This window comes from Variovorax sp. P2_H12, from assembly GCF_056403395.1.
Window position 1 is genome coordinate 1 of sequence record NZ_JBFUFO010000071.1, and the last position, 18,795, is coordinate 18,795.

An 18,795-nucleotide genomic window follows, 5' to 3' on the forward strand; every position below is an offset into this window, starting at 1 on the left:
TTCTTGAGCCGATCTGCTTCGCGCATCGTCATCGTGATCGTCGCCGTTGATGTCGCCATGGCCGGACCCCAAGCCCAGAACCTGGGTTGGGCGACTTTGCGACATCTGAAATCGGCCAGAACGCGACATTACTAAATCGCTCCTACAGCTTTCATTTATACAATGCATATTATGTTAAATGATAGAGGCGACGGCTGAACGAGCCGCGCCCGGCCTCTCCAGATTTGTCACAACTCCTTCGTAGCATGGACATCGGTCTATATGCACCGGGGCCGGCACAACCAGTGCCTCAGCCCCTCCCGATTTTCATGAATGGAGTTTCAATGCGCGTCCTTCGCCCCCTGGCTTTCGGCTTTCTCGCCGCTTCCTTGCTTTCCGCCTGCGGAACACCCGGCTCCTCGACGCCAGCGATCGACAACAGCGCGCTCGGCCAGGCCGAGTTCCGGGCGCACAAGGCGACTTACGGCGTCGTCTACCGGCTGCCCAAGGACGTGACGGACGTGCTCGAGGCAAAGATCAACGCGCCTCTGAAACAGGACCTGCTGAGGCTGGGCCTGCAGGCCGAGGCCCAGAACCCGAACCTCCCGCACGTCACGGTGGTGCACATCCACAGCGCCGACCCGACCACGCCGCAGAAGATGCTCAAGGCGCTGCCGAAACCGCCAGCGCCCATCCAGCTGACACTCAAGACCTTCTACACGACCGAGGCGGCCAAGGATGCGGGCCGTCCGTGGTGGCTCGATCTCGGCATCGTGAAAAACGGGCAAGGATTCGAAGACATGATGGCGTTCAACACCCGCGTCACCGCGGCCGTGGCGCCGCTGCGCGATGGCCCGCTGCCGCGCGTGACGGGCCCGGTCTTCGCAAAGATGGCGGAACCTGGTCGGGAACTCGTCAGAACCGTGGGCGTGAGCGGCGTCAACGTCGTGAAGGACGGCAAGGAACTGCGGGCCCACAACCCCCACAACACGCTCGTCTACAGCATGACGCCGTTCACGCCGGCGCTGCAGTCGTCGATGAAGCAGGTCGCCGAACAGATGAACGGGCTCCTGCCCAACGGCATCGACACGACCTTGCGCGACGTGTCGATCGTGGAACTGGCCTTCGCCGGCAACGTGACGCGGGAGATCTATCGGATCAGCCTGGTCGACGGCTCGGTCACCGACGTGGCCACCGGCGCGCGCGTGAACCGCTAGCCGGGCGACCGTGTCCGCAGGAGCTGCCCTGCGGACACGCCGGCGAAGCGCAAGCCGCGGGCCATGCCCGGAGCTTCGCCGTGGTCTTCTGCGATCGACTTGCGCCAGATCAAGGTCCGGCGCACCCTCACTCGGATACTGGTCTTCCCTACCCGTACGCCGAAGGAGCCTGTCATGTATGAGCGAATTCTTGTTCCCGTCGACGGCAGTCCGACCTCGGGTCGCGGGCTGGACGAGGCCATCCAGCTCGCCAGGCTCACACACGCGCGGTTGCGGCTGTGCCATGTCATCGACGAGCTCTCGTTCGCCCTCTCGATGGACGCCTATGCCGGCCATGCCGGCGACTGGCTCGGCGTACTGCGAGACAACGGCCACCGCATTCTCGAACAGGCCAGGGCCACCGCGCAGGCGGCCGGCATCGAGGCCGACACCGTGCTGTGCGACAGGTTCTCCGCGCCGGTGCACGAGACCGTCATTGCCGAAGCCGTCAAGTGGGCGGCCGACCTGATCGTCCTCGGCACCCACGGGCGGCGTGGCGTCGGCCGCCTGGTGCTGGGAAGCAGCGCCGAGCACATCCTGCGCCATGCGACCGTGCCCGTGCTGCTGGTGCGTGCGCCCGCAGCCGAAACCGGGGTCGAAGCCAAAGAGGCCGCCGCGAGCCTCAGCCCGCCATCGGCCGCCCTGGCGCCCGAATGAGCGGGGAGTGAGAGCCATGACTCGGCGCCCTCGCCTCGTCCTGGCCCTCGCATTCGCCTGCCTGCTGAATGCCTGCGCCGGCGGAGCCGCGCGGCTGCCCGCCTTCGATGCTTCGGGCTCGCCCGTGCCTGCGTTTTCCTCGCTGGTGGCGAGTCGCACCGCGATGGTGGTCGACATCAACACGCTGCGTGTCGGCCGCGACGAGAGCCGCGAAGGACTCGAACTCGAGATCGCGTCGGAGCTCGACTTCGCGGACCGCCTGCCCTGGTCGCTGCCCGCGAGCGTGCGGGTCAGCCAGATCAGGGACGTCGCCTCGGGCGTCATCCTCACCAGCGACGGCTTGATCCTCACCAGCGCACACGTGGTCGCGGACATCGACGAGGCGACCATCCGGCTGCACGATGGGCGCCGCTTCCAGGCCCGGGTGGTCGGAGCCGATCGGCGCACGGACGTCGCGCTGGTGAAGATCGAGGCCACCGGCCTGCCCGTCGCCGTCATCGGCGATTCGTCGCAGCTGGCACCGGGCGATTGGGTGGCCGCGATCGGCGCACCGTTCGGTTTTCATGGCAGCGTCACGACCGGTGTCGTCAGCGCGGTGGACCGCCTCATCGGCGGCGCCGGTGAGATTCCCTTCATCCAGAGCGACGTTGCGATCAATCCCGGCAGTTCCGGCAGCCCGCTGTTCAACAGCCGCGGCGAAGTGGTCGCGATCAATTCGTTGATCTACAGCGGCAGCGGCGGCTACATGGGGCTGTCCTTTTCCGTGCCGATCAACCTGGCGATGAAGATTGCCGGGCAGCTGAGGGCCACCGGCCGCGTCCGCCGGGCTCGGCTCGGCGCCGAACTCCAGGAGGTGACGCCCGCACTGGCCCGTTCCTTCGGTTTGCCGGAGGCAAAGGGTGCCCTTGTGGTCCGGGTCGATGCCGACGGTCCGGCCCAGGCCGCGGGTCTGGTGCGCGGAGACATCGTCACGGCGTTCGACGGCGTCGCGGTCTCGCGCTTCACCGAATTGGTGCAACGCGTTGCCGATCTCCCGCCCGGAACCCGCCGGCAGCTGGACGTATGGCGAGCAGGAACCCGGCAGTCGCTCAGGGTGATGCTCTCCGAGCAGCCTGCGCCGCGGCGGACCCTGGGCATCCCGCTTGCAGCGGCCTGGGGCGACGGCCTCGGCCTGCGCCTGGGCGAGCTGTCGCCGCTACAGCGGGTGCAACTGCAACTGGACAGCGACGGCGGCCTGATGGTCCGCGAGTCCGCCGGGCTGGCACGCAGCGAGGGCATTCGCCCGGGCGATCTCATCGTCGCCATCAACAACACGCGGCTCGAACGTGTCGAGGACTTCAGGCGGGCGCTCGAGCATCTGCCCCCGGGTCGGACCGTCGCGCTGCTGGTGGTACGCGATCGCCGCTGGGCCTATGTCCCGGTCGGGCTTCCGGATTGAGGCGCGCGGCCTGCCCTTCACGACCGCCGGTCGAAAAGCGCATGATCGTGCAGGCGGCCGCCGCATGCAGCTGCACGGGGCTGCCCGCCACGTCGATCTCTTTGGACACCCACACGTCGTCGAACCACAAGGACATCAGCATGCAACTCGGAATGATCGGCCTCGGCCGCATGGGCTCGAACATGGTTCGCCGTCTGCTCGAGAATGGCCATCGGTGCACGGTGTTCGACCGTTCGGACCACGCGGTCCGTGCCCTCGCGGAGGAAGGCGCCATCGGCGCCTCGTCGCTGGCCGACCTGGTCGCCAGGCTCGAAAGGCCGCGTGCCATCTGGCTCATGGTGCCGGCGGCGGTGGTCGACCAGGCCATTGCCGACCTGTTGCCGCACCTCGACCCCGGCGACACGCTGATCGACGGCGGCAACTCCTACTACGTGGACGACATTCGCCGGGCCAGCGAGCTGGCAGCAAGGAAGATCGACTACGTCGACGTCGGCACCAGTGGCGGCGTCTGGGGACTCGAGCGCGGCTACTGCATGATGATCGGCGGTCCGCGGGCGACCGTCGAGCGGCTCGATCCGATCTTCAAGACCCTGGCGCCCGGCATCGGCACCATCGAGCGCACCCCCGGCCGGGACAAGGCGGCCGGCACTGCCGAGAACGGCTACCTGCGATGCGGCGAGAGCGGTGCCGGCCATTTCGTGAAGATGGTCCACAACGGCATCGAGTACGGCATCATGGCCGCCTACGCCGAAGGCATGGGCATCCTGAAGGCCGCCAACATCGGCAGCCAGCAGCACGACGTCGATGCCGAGACCACGCCGCTGCGCCACCCCGAGCGCTACCAGTACGACCTCGCGCTGCCCGACATCGCCGAGGTCTGGCGCCGCGGCAGCGTCATTGCCTCCTGGCTGCTCGACCTGACGGCCACCGCGCTGGTCGAGGATCCGGCGCTCGCGAAGTTCGCCGGCCGGGTTTCCGATTCGGGCGAAGGCCGCTGGACCCTCAAGGCAGCGATCGACGAAGCCGTTCCGGCACCGGTGCTCACCGCGGCGCTGTACGAGCGCTTCTCCTCGCGCGGCGAGGCCGACTTCCAGAACAAGCTGCTGTCGGCGATGCGATTCCAGTTCGGCGGCCATCTGGAAAAGCCCGGCGGGCCGTGAATCCACGGAGCGAACCATGACCGATGCCGAGCTCGACCTGTTGTCCATCAACACCATCCGCACGCTGTCGATCGATGCGGTGCAGGCCGCCAACTCCGGCCATCCGGGCACCCCGATGGCGCTGGCCCCGTTGGTCTACACGTTGTGGAACAAGGTCATGCGCTTCGACCCGCAGGACCCGATCTGGCCCGGCCGGGACCGCTTCGTGCTCTCCAACGGCCATGCGTCGATGCTCCTGTGGTCGGTGCTGCACCTGAGCGGCACGATGGCGGTCAATGCCGAGTACGAACTGCTTGGCGCCCCCTCCGTCACGCTGGACGACATCCAGCGCTTTCGCCAGTTCGGCAGCAAGGCGCCGGGCCATCCCGAGTACCACTGGGTGTCCGGCGTCGAGACCACCACCGGACCGCTCGGCCAGGGCGTCGCCACCAGCGTCGGCATGGCCATGGCGCAGCGCTGGCTCGCCGACCGCTATCACCAGGACGGCATCGCGCTGTTCGACTACAAGATCTATGCGGTCTGCGGCGATGGCTGCCTGATGGAGGGCGTCGCGTCCGAAGCCGCGTCGCTGGCCGGCCACCTCGGGCTCGAGAACCTGTGCTGGATCTACGACAACAACCACATCACGATCGAAGGCAGCACGCGGATCACCTTCACCGAAGACGTGGCGATGCGATTCGCCGCCTACCACTGGAACGTGCTGAGGATCGGCGACGCCAACGACACCGGGATGATCGAGGAGGCGATTTCGACCTTCCGCAAGACCCGGGGTCGGCCGACGTTGATCATTCTCGACAGCCACATCGGCTGGGGTTCGCCGCACCGCCATGACACGGCCGCCGCGCACGGCGAGCCGCTGGGCGAAGAGGAAGTCCGCCTCGCCAAGCGCAGCTACGGCTGGCCCGAAGACGCCAGGTTTCTGGTGCCCGATGGCGTGCGCGAGCATTTCCAGGCCGGCATCGGCGCGCGCGGCGCCGCCGCGCGCAGCGCCTGGAATCAGGCCTTCGCCCGCTACCGGACACGCTTCCCTGCCCTCGCGCTCGAGATCGAACAGGCGCAGCGGCGCGAACTGCCCGCCGGCTGGGACCGGAACCTCCCGGTGTTCCCGGCCGATGCCAAGGGCCTGGCTGGCCGCGACGCATCGGGCCAGGTGCTCAACGTGCTGGCGCAGAACGTGCCGTGGTTCATCGGCGGCTCGGCCGACCTCGGGTCCTCGAACAAGACCACGCTGAAGTACGCCGGCGCGGGAGATTTCGAGGCCGCGAGCCCGGGCGGAAAGAACATTCACTTCGGCATCCGGGAGCATGCGATGGCGGCTGCGGTCAACGGCATGGCGCTGTCCAAGCTGCGGCCCTTCGGCGCCACCTTCTTCATCTTCAGCGACTACGCACGGCCGGCGATCCGGCTGTCGGCCCTGATGGAGTTGCCGACACTGTTCATCTTCACGCACGATGCGATGGGCGACGGCGAGGATGGGCCGACCCACCAGCCGATCGAGCAGCTGGCGTCGCTGCGCGCGATGCCCGGCCTCACGGTGTTGCGTCCGGGCGATGCCAACGAAGTGGTCGAAGCCTATCGCGTCGCGCTGCAGTCGCAGCACCGGCCGACCGCGCTGGTGCTCTCGCGCCAGCCCTTGCCGACGCTCGACCGCAGCCGGCTCGCCCCGGCCTCCGGCGTGGCGCAAGGCGCCTACGTGCTGGCCGAGCCGCCGGGTGACGGCGCCCTCGACCTGATCCTGATCGCCAGCGGCAGCGAGGTCAGCCTGGCCTTGCAGGCGCACGAGCAATTGCTGGCCCAGGGCCTGCGGTCGCGCGTGGTGTCGATGCCCTCGTGGGACCTGTTCGAGCAGCAGACGCCGGCCTACCGCGCCGGCGTGCTGCCGCCTGCCGTGACCGCGCGCGTGGCCATCGAGCAGGCCTCGGCCTTCGGCTGGGAACGCTACGTCGGCTCGATCGGCAAGGTGGTCGGCATGCAGACCTTCGGTGCCTCGGCACCGCTCGCCGAACTGCAGAAGGCGTTCGGCTTCACTGTCGACCACGTGGTCGCGGTCGCGCGCTCGGTCCACCAGGCTGCCGCCTGACGGCAGCGGCAAGGCTACGGGCGGGTTCGGCCCTCGCCCTGGTTCCCCGCGCCCGGCAGCAGGTTGCCGAGGCGTATCGAGCAACGCGTGCCACGGCCCGCGATCGAATCGAGCCGCACTTCCGACTTGAGCGCCTTGGCCAGGCGTGCGACCAGCGACAGCCCGAGCCCGACGCCGTCGACCGCGGGCGTTGCGGCATCGTTCACGCGGTAGAACTCTTCGAACACCTTCTCGATCTTGTCGGCGGGGATGCCGACCCCCTGGTCGAACACCTCGACCACGACGTCGCCCTGTCGCAGCCGCGCGGCCAGCAGGATCTTCTTGCCGGGCGGGCTGTACTTGATGGCATTCGACAGCACGTTGCCCACCATCCGGCGCAGGCGCACGCGATCCGAATGGATCACCGCGTGGCACGCGCGCACGCGCAGACGGATGTTCTTCGCCTGCGCCAGCGGCTCGTACTGCAGTTGCAGGTCGCGCAGCATATCGGCGATCTGGACCGGCTCGATCGTCAGGTGCACCTGTCCGCTTTCAAGGATGGACAGGTCGAAGAGGGAGTCGAACAGATGGCTGACCGCCGCCGTGGCCTTGGCGATCTTGGGCGCCAGTTCGGCGTGCGTCTCCGGGTTGTCCTTGAGGAAGTCTGCGTACAGCGCCAGCGCCGAGACCGGCTGGCGCATGTCGTGGGTCGCGGCGGCGAGGAAGCGATTCTTGGTCTTCACCGCCTCGGTGGCCTGCCGCTCCTTCAGGGCCAGGTCGTATTGAAGGCCGAAGTGCTCCTCCTGATTGGCATGGACCGCCCTGCCCAGCCCGACGATCACCGCCCAGTGCAGCAGCGTGAGCGCCACGAACCAGTAGTTCACCGAACCCAGCATCGGCCCGCGGGAGACTCCGTACAGGACGCAGGCCAGCATGACGATGAAGAGCGAATTCACCGACCAATGGAACACGAAGGGCACCAGCGCCAGGCGGGTGAGCGGCCCGTAGACGACCAAGGTCAGCACCAGCCAGCAGCCGAACTGGTTCACCTCCGGAAGGCGCCCGATGAAGAGGAGCACCGACGAACCCCAGAACGGCGCCTCCAGGATGAAGACGGGCGCCGCCTTGGCGAGCAGAAGGGCCAGCGTGTCCAGGCCGGCGCCCCGGTCGCGCAGGTAGACCTGCCCCACCCGCCAGCGCATCGCCGCGATCAGCAACCCCGCGACCAGCCAGGCCGACACCACCAGGTGGTTCCCCTGGCCCCAGCAGATCGCCGCCATCGTCAGGATCAGCAGCACGGCCAGCGGCTGGCGCGCGCGCGACTGGCGCAGGAAGCTCCGGGTCAGCTGGCCCAGGATCCAGCGGCTGCGCAAGGCGGGCGCGTCCTCCTCGACTTCACCTGGCGCCGGGTCGCGGCCGGGTTCTGCGCGCAACGACACCCGCGCGCGTGCGAGCACCGGCCTTGCATTGAACGACGCCTCGGGTGCCATTCCGGGTTTTCAGAGTTCTGGTGGTCGAAGCCTCTGCGCTCGTCAGGCACATCGCAACCCGGGATCACCCCCGGTCGCGTGAGGGCGTCGACGAAAACATCGAATCTGACGCCCGAGGATCGGGCAAACCAGTCGTTTGCCCTCTCCCGCCAGCGGCGGTTCGAAGGAATAATGTGGTCCGCATGAGACAAGTGCCTCCCGACCCCCAAGCCGTTGCCGGCGACGAACGCCCCACCCCGCCGAACTCGACGGAGGAATCGCGGCCCCTCCCCGCTCGTCTCGAAAGTTACCGGGCGAACCGCGCGCCGCGCTTCTCGAAGAGCTGGCTGGTGCTGGGCGGCCTGGCCGCGGCGGCCGCGGTCTTTGCGCTGCTGCACTGACCGGCACCCGACCGGTCGCAGCCCCGGCTTCGATGCCGGCGAGGTGGTCGAGGCGCGCATCGTGTGTCATCCATCCGCCCGGGCCGAAGTCGCGTCTCTCCTACGCGTTCTCGGGCCCTCGGGAGACGCAACGCGCCTGCTCCAGCCTGCAAGCTCTCTGCCTCCAACAACTCGAGGAGACAGCGGTGATCAAGATCGGAATCGTGGATGACCATGCCATCGTTCGTTCGGGCCTGCGCGACTTCTTTTCGCAGCACGTGGACCTGCGCGTGGTCGGCGAGGCTGCCAACGGGCGCGAAGCGATCGACCTGGTGCGCAATCACGAGATCGACGTCCTGGTCATGGACCTTTCGATGCCAGGCCAAAGCGGCATCGACGCCATCGCGATGGTTCGTGCCAAGGCCCCCGACACCGGCATCCTGATCCTGAGCGGCTATCCGGAGGAGCACTACGCGATGAGCCTGATCCGCCAGGGCGCGAGCGGCTATCTCAACAAGGAGTGCGATCCGCAGGAAATCGTCGAGGCGATCCGCACGATTTCGCTCGGAAGGCGCTACATCACGCCGGGCGTGGCCGAGCTTCTGGCGCGCCAGCTCGACCGCAACACCGACGCGGCGCCGCACGAGCAGCTCTCCGAACGCGAGTTCCAGGTCTTCCTCAAGCTGGCGACCGGGGAGACCGCCGGCGCCATCGCGGAGCACCTGTCGCTGTCGGTCAAGACCGTGAGCACGTACCGCAGCCGGCTGATGGAGAAGATGAACCTCGCTTCCAACAGCGACCTCACCTACTACGCGCTGAAGAATCAGTTGATCAACTGAGCGCCGCGGCCGGCGCATCGGGCGCAAGGCGTTCTGGCAAGACGCAGCTTGGCGGCGCCGCAGGCACCTCGCCGACTTGTGCCGCCATTCTGTGGATAACACTGTGTGAAGTGCCGGGACACCGATGCCCGAAGCGTGGCCCCGCGCGGGGTTCCGCTTCATTGCCTCCGAAACAGGCAGTGGCGGCGAACGCCCTCCTTGCGGCCGGACCGTTGACGTTAAGCTAGCCGCCCCCCCCCCGACAGCCGAAATTCCCATGACAACCATCCAGTCCAGACGCAAGCTCATCGTGATCATCCTGCTGTGCGTGGCGGTGGGCGGCGCGGTCATGCGGCATCGGGCTGCGCCCGGCTCGACGGCACGCGATGTCGGAACCCTGTTGATGCTGCTGTGGGTGCCGATCATCGGCAACGTCATCACCTGGCTGATCGCGCGACTGCGGCGCCCTGCGGCGCCCGCGCCCTCTGCCTTCGACGCCCGGGCGGTGTTCGAGCCTCAACTCCAGGTCGAACTCACGCTGCGTGCGCCGAAGCTGCCCTCCGAGGACGTGCCCGTCGCCGCCGGCGAACACCGTTGCGCGCTGGTGGTCGGCAACGAGGCCTTCTCGGCCCGCTGGTGGGTGTCTCCCGATGAGCGGTTTCGACGCGGCGCGGCGCAGGCGCTGGACGTCGAGTTCCTGGCGCCGCACCTCGCGCTACCCAAGTTCGAGCCCGGCGCCAGCTTCAGGATGCTGGTCGGCGATTCGTTCGTCGGCGATGGCCGCGTGCTCGCGATGATCGAGCCGGCCCAAGTCGATCGCTAGCGCAGGTCCCGGCGGGCCAGCAGCACGTTGCCGCCGGTGGTGTTGAATGAGATGGTCGGCGCACTGAAATCGCTGAGCGGCGCACCCAGGCCGATCTCCCCGCTGCCGTGCAGCACGCACTCGTCGCGCCTGAGCGCGATCTCGCCGCTGGCACCGGCCGTACCGTGGAAACGCACCCAGGTGCCGTAGGTGCTGACGTCGACCAGCACGCAACTGCCCTGGCGGGCCTCGATCCTGGCGTGCAGCCGCGACACCCTCGGATCGTTCACCACGAACTGGGCCTCGTCGACCCGCCCCAGATGAATGGGCAGTTCCGCGGCGCGGAACATCGAGCGCACATCGAGCCAGGCCAGTTCGATCTGGCCGAAGGACGAATCGGCGCCGCGCGGCTGCTGCACCAGCGACGCCGGCATCGTCAGGAATTCGGAGACCTCGTCCTGCCAGTCGATGCGGTGCACCACCGGCATCTCGTTCTTGCCGCGGATGTTGATCGGCCCCAGGCTGCGGTGGCGGACCTCGCCGCCGTGCAGCTGTTCGATGACCGATTCGGTGGCCCAGATCTGCCCCGGGCCGGCCAGGTCGCTGAGGCGCGACGCGAGGTTGACCGCATCGCCATAGCAATCGCCGTCGACCTCCACGACCTCGCCGCTGGCCACGCCGATCTGGAGTTCCWTGCGCAAGGGCGCCGGCCAGGTCTGCAGCCGCTTCTGGTGGTTGCGCTGCATCTCCAATACGGCGCGGGTGGCGCTCACGCCCTCCGCGAAGATCGCAAAGACGCCATCGCCCAGCGATTTCACGACGCGGCCGCCGTGCGATTCGCAGACGCCGCCGATCCACTGCGTCAAGCGGGTCACGGTTTCGGTGGCGCGCGCATTCCCCATAGCCTCGAAGACTCTGGTACTTCCCGTCAGATCGGCAAATACGACAGTGGAATTGGCGCCCATGTTGTGCAGTTTTTGGTAGCTCTCGCCATTCGATTATGGCAAAGCAGCGCCCAAACACGGTCTCAAACGCTCAAATCGGGCCCGCTGAACCTCAAGCTGTTGCTTTTTCATTTCGACACAAGCGGCTTTGCTACTTTTCGATCGTAGATTAGAACTTAGGTATCAATTGTTCGACTACTGCTCGAACAGTTTCGTGAAGTATGTTGTTTTTGAACATGAAATGATGTTTCCACGCTTGTGTGGCTCGGGGGCCGGGCTTAACGTAGCGTCCATCAAGGCTTTCGGCAACACGCCTGCATCCCATGCTGTCACCCAGCAGACTCCTCCGCTTTCTGTCCATTCCGGGCCTCGGCTTTCGCCGCTCCCCGGATCGCCAGATGGGCCAGGTCCGTACTGCCATGCTGTCACTGCTGCAGGTCCATGGCGGCCACACGATGCAGCGCGTTGCGCAGCGGGTGCGTTTCGCCGGCGACCTCGAAGCGCTCTGGTATCTGCGCCAGGACGTGCTGACCGCCCTCAGCGCCGTCGATGGCGAAGTTGCCGCACGACGCCAGATGCACCAGATCAATCGCCTGTTCAAGGGCGGCCTCCCCGGTGCCATGGGTCCCCGGACGCATTTACATAGCTAACCCCCAGGTCGCCCGCACTTTGTGTTGGGCGCCCACCCCCTTTCAGGGGGCAACACCGGCGGCCCGGCAAAGCCGGTTCCGCGGTAGCACTGTTGCTCGCCCCCAGGTCGGGCTCACTGCGTGTAGCCTTCCCACCCCCTGCCGGGGGCAACACCAGCGGCCCGGCAAAGCCGGTTCCGCGGTGTTTCATCAACGGGCCTGGCTTCGCCGGCCAGGTCAAATCCATCGCTGCTTCTTGATTCCGGCTGCGCGCAGCGCGCCTGTTCGTGGGCAGCTGCGGAACCGGCTTCGCCGGGCCGCTGGCTGCGCCCCCGGTAGGGGGTGGGCGGGCTACACGAAGTGAGCCCAACCTGGGGGCGAGCTTAATGCCGGTGTCCCCAGACCATGAAGACGTCGCGGCCGTCGGCGGCAAGCTCTACCTTGGCGCCGACCGGCAGCAGCACCTTGGTCGGCACATGGCCGAACGGCAGCCCGGTCAGCACCGGCGTCTTGATCAGCTCGCGCAGGCGGGCGACCACGGTCTGCATGCCGAAGCCGCGGTCGTGCGACGCCTTGCGGATGCCCGTGAACTGCCCGAACACGATCGCCTTCTGCCGTCCCAGCACGCCCGCCTGGCGAAGCTGGTCGAGCATGCGCTCGACCCGGTACGGATGCTCGTTGACATCCTCGAAAAACAGCACGCCCTTGTCGATGGCCGGGAACCAGGGCGTGCCCAGCAGGCTGGTCAGTACACACAGATTGCCACCCCACAGCACCGCGCCGTGAATGCTGCGCAGCGTCGGCAGGTCGACGCTGTCGCGTGCCGGCATGCGCCAGCCGGTGCCTTCGCCCTGCCCGCTCAGCAGGTCGTCGAAGCAGGCCTCCATGATGTCGTCGGCTCCCGCTTCGGCACCGAAGTCCTCGCCGACCGCGGGGCCGGCCCAGGTCACGGCGCCGGTCTTGGCCAGCAGCGCGCTCTGGAAAGCCGTGAAATCGCTGAGCCCGACGAACTCGGTGCCGCGATGGATCGCCTTGGCCACCGCCTTGTAGGGGATCGCGTCGAGGATGCGGGTGAGGCCGTAGCCGCCGCGCGAGATCAGCGCCACGTCGGCGCCGCTGGCCGCAGCGCGCGAGATCGCGGCCAGGCGCGTCGCATCATCGCCGGCGAAGCGTTGATGGGTGGCAAGCGCAGCCTCGTCGAGCTCGACGTCGTGGCCAAGGGCCTGGAGCCGCTTGACGCCGCGCTTGAATGCGGCCTTGTCGCGCACGGCGCTGGAGGGCGAATAGATGTAGATGTGCTTTTTCACGGGGCGAAGTATCCCATTGCCTCCCGGGCCAGTTGCCCCGCCTGATCCGGCGTCGGACCGGAGACACGCTTCGGGATCGGGCCCAGGGCCCGCAAGGCGGCCTCGTAGCCGCGATCCGGGAACGGCGCGCGCCAGGCCGCGGCCACCGGCCCGGCGCCGTCCGGTGCCGCCATCACGACCGGGAAACGTCCGGGCGCGGCGTCGGCCAGCAGCGAGGCCCAGCCCGTGGCGCCGGCGCTGTGCAGCAGCGCCAGCGGCCCGGACCTCAGTCGCCCCTGTTGCTCGAGCCGCTCCAGCCACTCGAGCAGCAGGTCGCGGTGCCAGCCGAACAGGTGCACCGCTTGCCGCTTGGGCTTGTCGCTCTGGCCAAAGCCGATCAGGTCGGGCGCCAGCACCCGCAGCCCCGGCGCACCCACGACATGCCGAAAGAAGTAGCTCCACTCGCCCGGACCGTGCAGGCACAGGCAGGTGCATGCCGCGTCGAGCGGGCCTTCGTCCAGGTAGTGCATGCGCCAGCCGTGCTGGCTCGGCAGATCGCTCACGTGGTGCGGCGCGAACGGATAGTCAACCAGTTCGGCGAAACGAACGGCCGGCGTGCGCAGGGCATCGTCGCGCAAGGGCTCGGCCGTTTCGCGGGCGGCGCTGCGGCGGTCCCGGAAGAAGGCCTGCAACAGCGCCTGGCAGTCGTCAGCGAGCACACCGCCCTGCACTTGCGTGCGATGGTTGAGCCGGGATTCGCGGAACAGATCGACCACCGATCCCGCGGCACCGGTCTTCGGATCCGCGGCGCCGAAGACCACCCGGGCCAGCCGCGCATGGAGCATGGCGCCAGCGCACATCGCGCACGGCTCGAGCGTCACGAACAGTTCGCAGCCGTCGAGCCGGTAGTTGCCGAGCGCGGCACCGGCCGCGCGCAGCGCATTGATCTCGGCATGGGCGCTCGGGTCGTGCAGCGCGATCGGTGCGTTGCGGCCGCTGGCCACGCGTCGGCCGTCCTTGACCAGCACGGCGCCGATGGGCACTTCGCCGGCCTCGGCCGCCTGCCGCGCCTCGGCCAGCGCGAGCGCCATCCAGTCGGCGTCAGTTGCCATCGGGCATCGGCCGCGGCTGCATGGCGGCATCGAGCGACTGCTTGATCTGCTGCTGCATCTGCTGGCTCTGTGCGCGTGCATCGCCGGCCGGCGCGCTGCCGGTCGCTGCCGGCCCCGCCGGCAGCACCGGCGCCGCGACGCCACTCAGTTGCTTCTTGACCAGGAGCCCGACGATGAGCAGCGCGAGCAGGAGCCCGACCAGACCGAGCGCGCGCATCTCAAGCCCCCCCCGCCATGCCAAGCCGCTCCATCCACTGCGCCAGCGCCCGCTCGTCCGGCGTGCCTTTGCTGTAGACGGCGAACATCGCGGCGTGCGATTCCTTCCGATGCTGGTTGAGCTTGACCTTGCATTGCAGCGCCGTCACCTTCAGCTCGAAGCCGACGATGCCGTTGAGCATCTTGTGCTGGAAGTCCTCTCCCAGGTCGCGCCATTGCTGCGCATAGGCCGGCTCATGCTGGCCGATCAGGCGCTTGAGCAGCGCGTCCTTTTCAGGCGCTGTTTCGATCAGCCGCGCCTCGACCGTGCAATGAACGGCCAGGTAGTTCCAGGTCGGCACCCGCGCCAGGTCCGGATAGACCGACGGCGACAGGTAGGCGTGCGGCCCGAGGAAACTCACGAGCGCCCGCGGCCGCGCCTGCAGGTGGCGCCAGTGCGGATTGGGCTTGGCGCAATGGCCGAAGAGCACGAAGTCCTCCGGCCCGCGTTCGTCGAGCACCAGCGGCAGGTGGGTGACGGTGGGCAGGCCCTCGTCGTCGTTCGAGATCAGGCTGGCGAACGGATGGTCGCGCATGAGCTGCGCGGCGACGGCGCGGTCGGTGACGTTGAACTGCGGCGGCATGTACATGGGGCGTGATCCTGCGATCCCGAAACGGGTTCGCCCGATTGTCCCCGAGCCGCCCTACCTTGCGCCCGCGGCGCGCAGCTTTTCGACCATCGCGCCGTAGCCGCGCGCAGTCGCGAGCTGCAGCGGCGTGTGGCCCTGGCGATCCGCCAATTGCAGGCTGGCGCCGGCGTCGACCAGCGCCGCCAGCGCACGCTGATGGCGCGGGCCGCCGTCGCCGAGAACGATCACCTCGATCAGCGCGGTCCAGTGCAGGTTGTTGACATGGTCCAGCGGGGCTCCGGCGGCAATCAGCCGGCGCACCACCTCGTCATGGCCGAGGTGGGCCGCGGCGATCAGCGCCGTGCCGTCGTAGCGGCTGGTGGTCTGGCCCGCGCTGGAGCCCAGCGAGAGCAGCAGCGCCAGCGTCGGCACATCGTCGGCGACCGCGGCGATGGTCACGGCGTCGTAGCGGTCGTTCTCGAGCGGATCGAGCTTCGCACCGGCCTGGGCCAGGGTGGCGATGGCTTCGCGCTGCCGGGCGTGGGTCGCCACGTGCAGCGGCGTGCGGCCGAGGGCGTCGCGTGCCTCGAGGTCGGCGCCAGCGGCGATCAGCGCCTTGAGCTGCGGCAGGTCGCCGCGCCAGGCCGCTCGATGCAGGCCCTGGTAGGCCTGCACCTCGGCGGCGCTCGGCGCCACCTGGGCCGCCACCGGCGCGGCCAGGCCGGCACCGAGCAGCGCGAGGGCAACGAGGACGGCCTTCATGCGGCTCGGTTTTCCACCGCGCTATTGCGTGACCCGCGACCCATGAAAAGGGCACGGGCCCATGCCAGGGATACCGCGGAACCGGCTTCGCCGGGCCGCTGGTATCGCCCCCTTGAGGGGGAGGCGCTGCAGGCGCTTCGGGGGTGTTTCATTTCAGCCGAGCTGGCCCTTGATCTTGTCGAGCGCCGCGTTGGCGCATTGCTCGTCGAGGTGGCCGCCCGGCGCGCCGCCGACACCGACCGCGCCGATGACTTCGTTGCCCGACTTGACCGGCACGCCGCCGCCCAGCAGAAGGAAGCCGGGAATGTTCACGAGATTCGCGGCCGCGGGGTTCTTCTGCGCGTTCTCCATCATGACCAGGGTCGGCGTCTTGGCCGAGGCCGAGGTCCAGGCCTTGCGCTCGCTCGCCGCCAGCGTGTGGGAGCCGGCGTTGTTGGCGCGCTGCACGGCGCGCACGGTGCCGGCGCGATCGACCACGGTCGCGGCGACCGCGTAGCCGTTGGCGGCGCAGGCGGCGACCGCCGCACCGGCGATCTCGTTCGCGAGTTCGAGCGACATGTTCTTCTCGGCACGTACGGACGGGGTCGGTGCCGGAGCCTGGGCCTGCACGCTCAATGCGGAAGCGGTGAGCAGGACGGCGAGGCTGGCGAGACGAAAGGACGGGTGCATGAAGAAGTTCTCCGAAAGGGATTGAGCGGGTTGCGCCGGCACACCGCCGACGGCATCGCCACTGTAGGAATTGCAGCGCCCGACGGCCATTCGTACGGCTACCGCCGACCCTCCGTAGAACTACGGAGCGTCGACCAGTCCCGCGTAGCGCCGGATCAACTGCGCCAGCGAGTCGCAGTCGAGCTTGGCGAACAGGTTGGCCCGGTGCGACTCCACCGTGCGCGGCGAGAGAGCGAGCGCGCGGGCGATCTCCTTGTTGGTGAGGCCGGCGACGATGAAGCCCAGCACCTCGCGCTCGCGCTCGGACAGCTGCTGATGGCGCTCGCGCGCCGCCTGGTCGGCCTGGGTCCGCTCGCGCGAGTTGACATGCTGGCGTACCGCCTGCTGCAGCGCCTCGATCAGTTGCTCGTCGTCCACCGGCTTCTCGAGGAACTCCGCCGCGCCCGCCTTGAAGGCGCGCCGGCACATCTCCACCGTGCCGTGGCCGGTGAGCATGATCACGGGCTGGTCGACGCCCTGCGCGATCAGGGTGTCGAGCAGCGCGAGCCCGCCGATGCCGGGCATGCGCACGTCCAGCACGATGGCGCCGATGCCGCCGCGGTCGAAGCCGTCGAGGAACGCCTGCGGATCGGCCCAGGTCTGCGCCCGCAGGCCGACGGTGCCGATCAGCAGGGCCAGGCTCTCGCGCACCGCGAGGTCGTCGTCGATCAGGTGGATCAGCGGGGACAGCGTTCCGTTCATGCCGGCCGCTCCGAGTCGGCTGGGCCGGCGAGCGGCAGGCGCAGCGTGAAGCGCGCACCGCGCGGCGCGGCATGCTCGGCGCCAAGCGAGCCGCCCATGCCGCTGGCCAGCGTCTCGCAGAGGCTCAGCCCGAGCCCGAGGCCGCCCTCGCGGGTGCTGTAGAAGGGCTCGAACAGCCGTCGCAGGGCATCGGCCGGGAAACCGGGCCCGTTGTCGGTCACGCTGAGGAAGCCCCGGCCGTTGTCGAGGCCGATCGCCAGCTGCAGCCTGCGCTCGCCGCGCGGCACCTCGTCGAGCGCCTGCAGCGCATTCATCAGCAGGTTGTGGACGATCTGCTCCAGCGCCACCGGCTCGGCCTGCACGACCACCGGCGGGTGGGCCGCATCGTCGATCGCCGGCACCACGGTCCTGCGGCCCAGTTCGGGCGCGAGCAGGTGCAAGGCGCTGCGCAGGGTGTCACGCAGCGCCACGGGCCGCATCTCGGCCTGGCGGTCGGGCCGCTCGATGACGCGGCGCAGCCGGCCCACCACCTCGGCGGCGCGGCGCGCCTGTTCGGCCGCCTGCTTCATGGCGGAGCGCGCGGTCGCCAGTTCCGGCGGCTCCTCGTCGAGCAGCCGCCCCGCCGCCTGCGTGTTCGCGAGCACGGCCGTCAGCGGTTGGTTCAGTTCGTGCGCCATGCCGGCCGCCAGTTCGCCGAGGGCGTTGAGCCGCGCCACCTGCCCCAGCCGCAACAGTTCCTCGGCGCGGCGCCGCGCGACGCGCTGGCGCCGCAAGGCGCGGGCGCCCCCCAGCACCGCCGCCATGGCGAGCGACCAGGCCGTCATCGCGGCCCAGGGCAACTCGCGCCAGGACACCCGCCGCTCGGCCACCAGTTCGAAGGCCTGGCTCTCCGAGGCCAGCACCTTGCGAAAGTCGAAGCGCCAGCCACCGTCGTCGGCGACCCGGTCGCCCGGCTGGACGACGAACTGCTGCCCGCCCTGCTCCAGCGTCACGCGCACCGGGCTGATCTTCGGGTCCATCGGCCAGTCGCGCCAGGGCACGGCGGTGGCGAGATCGATGGCGAGGGCGTAGCTGACGGGCAGTGCGCCGATCACCAGCCGGTAGCGGCCATTCGCAAAATCGTCGGCGACGAGTTCGGCACGGTGCAATTCGCGCGAGCGGGCCTCGGCGCGGGCCAGCGACGGCTCCGGCCATGCCGCGCCGGCGTCGCGCCGCTGGACGTCGAGGATGGACGGATAGACCGACGACAGGCGCCGTTCGGGCCGCGCCGAGGCCGCCGCCGGCTCGAGCAAGGCCAGCGTTGCCAGCACGGCGTCGTACTGCACCACCTGCTGGCTCATGAGCCGGTGCGCGATGCGCCCGTTGACCTCGAAATCCTCGTGCAACTGCCGGATCTCGGCCCGCGCCAGCCACACCGCACCGGCGCCGGCGGCCAGCAGCCATGCGAGCCACCAGCCCCCTTGCGTTCGCAACCATTGCCTCATGGCGCGGATTGTGCCCGCGGCGCGGACCCTCCCCTGTCCGGCGCTTGCATTGCCTGCCTGCCTGCGCTCACAATCTGAGCGCCCGAGCGGCCCAACATCCCCGGGCTTCCGTATGTCAACACCCCTTCCCACTGAAGCGGCGGCGGAGTCCGCGCAGGCCTCGGCAACCCGGGTGGCGAAGCACGCCGCCAAGACGCAGCGCCAGGACATGACGCGACTCGTGCTCGGTCTCCTGAAGCCCTACCACGGCTGGCTGGTGATCGTGTTCGCCGCCATGATGGTCGAGATCGTCATGAGCCTGGCGGCCCCCTGGCCCCTCAAACTGG

The 18,795-nt window shown here is 68.8% G+C and carries 20 protein-coding genes; 10 read left to right on the top strand and 10 right to left on the bottom strand.

What is annotated here, in order from left to right; all coding sequences use genetic code 11:
- Nucleotides 1-323: 323 nt before the first annotated feature.
- From AC1DYK_RS33860 to tkt, 5 genes are all read left to right on the top strand, one after another.
- On the top strand, nt 324-1,196 hold the full coding sequence (locus AC1DYK_RS33860; protein WP_478094301.1) for a hypothetical protein: 873 nt from the start codon (nt 324-326) through the stop codon (nt 1,194-1,196).
- Between the two features lie 174 nt (nt 1,197-1,370).
- Nucleotides 1,371-1,892, top strand: a complete 522-nt coding sequence (locus AC1DYK_RS33865; protein WP_478170285.1) for a universal stress protein — start codon at nt 1,371-1,373, stop codon at nt 1,890-1,892.
- Between the two features lie 163 nt (nt 1,893-2,055).
- Nucleotides 2,056-3,330 (top strand): trypsin-like peptidase domain-containing protein, encoded by a 1,275-nt coding sequence (locus AC1DYK_RS33870; protein WP_478170286.1) that lies wholly within the window; start codon nt 2,056-2,058, stop codon nt 3,328-3,330.
- 140 nt (nt 3,331-3,470) lie between these two features.
- The gene (gnd, locus tag AC1DYK_RS33875) at nt 3,471-4,490 is read left to right on the top strand and encodes a phosphogluconate dehydrogenase (NAD(+)-dependent, decarboxylating) (RefSeq protein ID WP_478170287.1); all 1,020 of its coding nucleotides are present in this window, start codon (nt 3,471-3,473) and stop codon (nt 4,488-4,490) included.
- A gap of 16 nt (nt 4,491-4,506) precedes the next feature.
- Nucleotides 4,507-6,570, top strand: a complete 2,064-nt coding sequence (gene tkt, locus AC1DYK_RS33880; RefSeq protein ID WP_478170288.1) for a transketolase — start codon at nt 4,507-4,509, stop codon at nt 6,568-6,570.
- A 14-nt stretch (nt 6,571-6,584) separates the two neighbouring features.
- Here tkt and AC1DYK_RS33885 read toward each other — a convergent pair whose 3' ends face one another.
- The gene (locus tag AC1DYK_RS33885) at nt 6,585-8,039 is read right to left on the bottom strand and encodes a sensor histidine kinase (RefSeq protein WP_478170289.1); all 1,455 of its coding nucleotides are present in this window, start codon (nt 8,037-8,039) and stop codon (nt 6,585-6,587) included.
- 182 nt (nt 8,040-8,221) lie between these two features.
- Between AC1DYK_RS33885 and AC1DYK_RS33890 the strand changes: the two genes are divergently transcribed.
- The 3 genes from AC1DYK_RS33890 to AC1DYK_RS33900 all read left to right on the top strand — a co-directional run bounded on the left by AC1DYK_RS33890 (nt 8,222) and on the right by AC1DYK_RS33900 (nt 10,039).
- On the top strand, nt 8,222-8,419 hold the full coding sequence (locus AC1DYK_RS33890) for a hypothetical protein (RefSeq protein WP_478170290.1): 198 nt from the start codon (nt 8,222-8,224) through the stop codon (nt 8,417-8,419).
- Nucleotides 8,420-8,604: 185 nt separating this feature from the next.
- The gene (locus tag AC1DYK_RS33895) at nt 8,605-9,237 is read left to right on the top strand and encodes a response regulator (protein WP_478170291.1); all 633 of its coding nucleotides are present in this window, start codon (nt 8,605-8,607) and stop codon (nt 9,235-9,237) included.
- 256 nt (nt 9,238-9,493) lie between these two features.
- A complete protein-coding gene (locus AC1DYK_RS33900; RefSeq protein WP_478170292.1) occupies nt 9,494-10,039 on the top strand; it encodes a hypothetical protein in 546 nt (181 codons plus the stop codon).
- On the opposite strand, the gene AC1DYK_RS33905 is transcribed toward AC1DYK_RS33900, so the two are convergent.
- Nucleotides 10,036-10,983, bottom strand: a complete 948-nt coding sequence (locus AC1DYK_RS33905; RefSeq protein WP_478170293.1) for an adenylate/guanylate cyclase domain-containing protein — start codon at nt 10,981-10,983, stop codon at nt 10,036-10,038. The two genes, AC1DYK_RS33900 and AC1DYK_RS33905, sit on opposite strands and share 4 nt — an antisense overlap.
- A 302-nt stretch (nt 10,984-11,285) precedes the next feature.
- Here AC1DYK_RS33905 and AC1DYK_RS33910 point away from each other — a divergent pair, with 302 nt between their 5' ends.
- A complete protein-coding gene (locus AC1DYK_RS33910; protein ID WP_478090898.1) occupies nt 11,286-11,612 on the top strand; it encodes a hypothetical protein in 327 nt (108 codons plus the stop codon).
- Nucleotides 11,613-11,974: 362 nt separating this feature from the next.
- On the opposite strand, the gene AC1DYK_RS33915 is transcribed toward AC1DYK_RS33910, so the two are convergent.
- The 8 genes from AC1DYK_RS33915 to AC1DYK_RS33950 form a co-directional block, all read right to left on the bottom strand.
- A complete protein-coding gene (locus AC1DYK_RS33915; RefSeq protein WP_478170294.1) occupies nt 11,975-12,898 on the bottom strand; it encodes an LD-carboxypeptidase in 924 nt (307 codons plus the stop codon).
- Nucleotides 12,895-13,989 carry a tRNA adenosine(34) deaminase TadA gene (gene tadA / locus AC1DYK_RS33920; RefSeq protein WP_478170295.1) on the bottom strand — a complete coding sequence of 365 codons (1,095 nt, stop codon included), beginning with the start codon at nt 13,987-13,989 and terminating at the stop codon, nt 12,895-12,897. The genes AC1DYK_RS33915 and tadA overlap by 4 nt, the downstream gene beginning before the upstream one ends.
- A complete protein-coding gene (locus AC1DYK_RS33925) occupies nt 13,979-14,206 on the bottom strand; it encodes a hypothetical protein (RefSeq protein ID WP_478170296.1) in 228 nt (75 codons plus the stop codon). Before AC1DYK_RS33925 ends, tadA begins: the two co-directional genes overlap by 11 nt.
- 1 nt (nt 14,207) lies before the next feature.
- Nucleotides 14,208-14,834, bottom strand: a complete 627-nt coding sequence (locus AC1DYK_RS33930; RefSeq protein WP_478170297.1) for an FMN-binding negative transcriptional regulator — start codon at nt 14,832-14,834, stop codon at nt 14,208-14,210.
- A gap of 54 nt (nt 14,835-14,888) precedes the next feature.
- On the bottom strand, nt 14,889-15,575 hold the full coding sequence (locus AC1DYK_RS33935; RefSeq protein WP_478170298.1) for an ankyrin repeat domain-containing protein: 687 nt from the start codon (nt 15,573-15,575) through the stop codon (nt 14,889-14,891).
- 153 nt (nt 15,576-15,728) lie between these two features.
- The gene (locus AC1DYK_RS33940) at nt 15,729-16,244 is read right to left on the bottom strand and encodes a GlcG/HbpS family heme-binding protein (RefSeq protein ID WP_478170299.1); all 516 of its coding nucleotides are present in this window, start codon (nt 16,242-16,244) and stop codon (nt 15,729-15,731) included.
- 120 nt (nt 16,245-16,364) lie between these two features.
- On the bottom strand, nt 16,365-16,985 hold the full coding sequence (locus AC1DYK_RS33945) for a response regulator transcription factor (RefSeq protein WP_478170300.1): 621 nt from the start codon (nt 16,983-16,985) through the stop codon (nt 16,365-16,367).
- Nucleotides 16,982-18,469 carry a sensor histidine kinase gene (locus AC1DYK_RS33950; protein WP_478170301.1) on the bottom strand — a complete coding sequence of 496 codons (1,488 nt, stop codon included), beginning with the start codon at nt 18,467-18,469 and terminating at the stop codon, nt 16,982-16,984. The genes AC1DYK_RS33945 and AC1DYK_RS33950 overlap by 4 nt, the downstream gene beginning before the upstream one ends.
- 112 nt (nt 18,470-18,581) lie before the next feature.
- Between AC1DYK_RS33950 and AC1DYK_RS33955 the strand changes: the two genes are divergently transcribed.
- Nucleotides 18,582-18,795, top strand: a 214-nt coding sequence (locus AC1DYK_RS33955; RefSeq protein ID WP_478170302.1) for a hypothetical protein, incomplete at its 3' end; no start/stop codon positions are given.